The sequence below is a fragment of the Microcoleus sp. Pol12B4 genome (genome assembly GCF_036701385.1).
Classification (GTDB): domain Bacteria; phylum Cyanobacteriota; class Cyanobacteriia; order Cyanobacteriales; family Microcoleaceae; genus Microcoleus.
Genome location: NZ_JAUBQR010000237.1, coordinates 8330 through 10418, shown reverse-complemented (window position 1 = coordinate 10418; position 2089 = coordinate 8330). Strand labels below are relative to the sequence as shown.

4 protein-coding genes are annotated in these 2089 nt (G+C 44.0%); 3 read left to right on the top strand and 1 reads right to left on the bottom strand.

The window, feature by feature from the left end; all coding sequences use genetic code 11:
- Positions 1-376, bottom strand: a 376-nt coding sequence (locus QUA38_RS24395; protein ID WP_333166478.1) for a hypothetical protein, incomplete at its 3' end; no start/stop codon positions are given.
- 250 nt (positions 377-626) lie between these two features.
- On the opposite strand from QUA38_RS24395, the gene folK reads away from it, so the two are divergent.
- The 3 genes from folK to QUA38_RS24380 all read left to right on the top strand — a co-directional run.
- Positions 627-1115 carry a 2-amino-4-hydroxy-6-hydroxymethyldihydropteridine diphosphokinase gene (gene folK, locus QUA38_RS24390; RefSeq protein WP_333166475.1) on the top strand — a complete coding sequence of 163 codons (489 nt, stop codon included), beginning with the start codon at positions 627-629 and terminating at the stop codon, positions 1113-1115.
- Between the two features lie 178 nt (positions 1116-1293).
- Positions 1294-1842, top strand: coding sequence for an NUDIX hydrolase (locus QUA38_RS24385; protein ID WP_006635393.1), 549 nt, complete (start codon positions 1294-1296; stop codon positions 1840-1842).
- A gap of 134 nt (positions 1843-1976) precedes the next feature.
- The coding region (locus QUA38_RS24380) for a deoxyribodipyrimidine photo-lyase (protein WP_333166481.1) at positions 1977-2089 on the top strand (113 nt) is incomplete at its 3' end.

Genomic DNA, 2089 nt, shown 5'->3' with positions numbered 1-2089 from the left:
GCGAAGTATTGCCGTCTCTGAATCCCAGCAGCAATTGAGCATCGGCAAAATATCTAGTCCACTGTTCGATTCTCGCATCTTTTTGCCAGTCGCGGCGCGATACTCTCGATCGCAAAACTGGAACCCTTTGTCGGCTGCGATCGGCTGTAATGATAATTGTAACTTCTGTTAATGCCGGATTTTCTTGAAACTCGCGGGCGATCGACTCTTTTGCTAAATCTTCCGCCTGCTGCACTAAACTCGCAAAAGATTGACTGCCGTCCAAATCTAAGGTAAGGTAGCGCTCTTTGGTTTCAGCCAAAGCTATCGATATACTTGCTGTTAAACTGATAATTGCTAGAATGACGGCCGACAATAAACGTATGTACAAATTCATTATGTTTGAAACTAAATACTAATACTTGTCAATCATAATCAATAAAAATTAACATCTTATTAAGTTATGATTAAAATAATATTTTGTATAATCAAATTTTGCGGACAATAGGGCTTGTAGGCTAGATAACTAAATCTTTCTTTATTCTTCCTTTTTCCCCCTTCCCTCTTCCTTCTTCCGACTTCCCTCTTCCTTCTTCCTGACATCCGTTACATCCGTTACACAATCCGTTGCCGAACCTTCCTTCTTTATGAAATCAACAAAATGTGCGATCGCCCTCGGTAGCAACTTAGGCGACTCCCTCGCCACACTCTCTAGCGCGATCGCAACCCTCAACAACACCCCAGGCATAGCCGTAAAATCTCATTCAAGCTGGTATCAAACCGCCCCCGTAGGGCCGCCGCAACCCGATTATATCAACGCCTGCGCCATCCTCGAAGTTGCACTAGAACCCGAACAATTGCTAGCAAAATTATTAGAAATCGAGAGAAAGTTTAATCGAATTCGCCGAGAAAAATGGGGACCGAGAACCCTCGACCTAGATTTGCTGCTGTACGACAATTTAATCCTAGAAACTCCGACACTGACTTTGCCTCATCCACGGATGACCGAAAGAGCTTTTGTATTAGTACCTTTAGCAGAAATTGCCCCGGATTGGGTGCATCCGGTGACGAAAAGTGCGATCGTCCAACTCCTGCAAACCGCAGACTGTTCCGGAGTGCAAAAATTGCCCTTGTAAAAATGGAGCAAAATTCACGCATCGTACCAGTAAAAAAAATGCAACCGTAGGTAAGCTCCAAACTGTGATAGTTATCAGTCATTCCCAACCTAAAATCTCAAATCTCAAATCTCAAATCCTATGAGATCGCCTATGATGTCTTAAATCGGTGCACTCAAACATTATTCGCTTCTCCCTTATGTCGATCGGTCAAGAACTACCCCAACTCCTCAAACAACGCCTATTTTACCAAGGGCGCAAATTTAACTTTGACGTAGCCACCCTCCGTCTTCCCAACGGTTCCGAAGGCGAGTGGGAATGTATTCGCCACCCGGGCGGAGCACTTGCAGTTCCCGTAACACCCGAAGGTAAACTCGTCTTGGTACGCCAATACCGCTTTGCTACCAAAGGGCGAATTTTAGAATTTCCCGCAGGTACAGTCGAAATCAATGAAAGCCCCGCCGAAACTATCAAACGCGAAATCGAAGAAGAAACCGGATATCGGGCCGGAAAATGGCAGAAATTAGGGCAATTTTTTCTCGCCCCCGGTTATTCCGACGAAATCATTTATGCTTTTTTAGCCCAAGATTTGGAAAAACTGGAAAAGCCGCCCGCACAAGACGATGATGAAGACCTTGAAACAGTTTTATTCACCCCTGAAGAATTAGAAAAAGCTATTTTAGCTGGGGAACCAATTGATGCAAAATCAATTTCTAGCTTTTTCTTGGCACGTCCATTTTTGACTTAAATAGGACTGACGAAAAAAACCCGGTTTCTTATAAAATTCGTGCATCAAACCGATAAATCTTAACTTAGAAACCGGGTTTTTGACCCCGCCTGTGTCCTGGACTGTAAAATCTAAAATCTAAAATCTAAAATCGAATGTCCGATCTAATTTTATTTTGGCACCGCCGCGACTTGCGTATTTCTGACAACATCGGACTGGCAGCAGCGCGCCAGCAAAGCCCGAAAGTAGTCGGGATTTTTTGTCTCGA

Coding starts and splice junctions, on each gene's coding strand:
- folK (WP_333166475.1), top strand. CDS start 627: ATGAAATCAACAAAATGTGCGATCGCCCTCGGTAGCAACTTAGGCGAC.
- QUA38_RS24385 (WP_006635393.1), top strand. CDS start 1,294: ATGTCGATCGGTCAAGAACTACCCCAACTCCTCAAACAACGCCTATTT.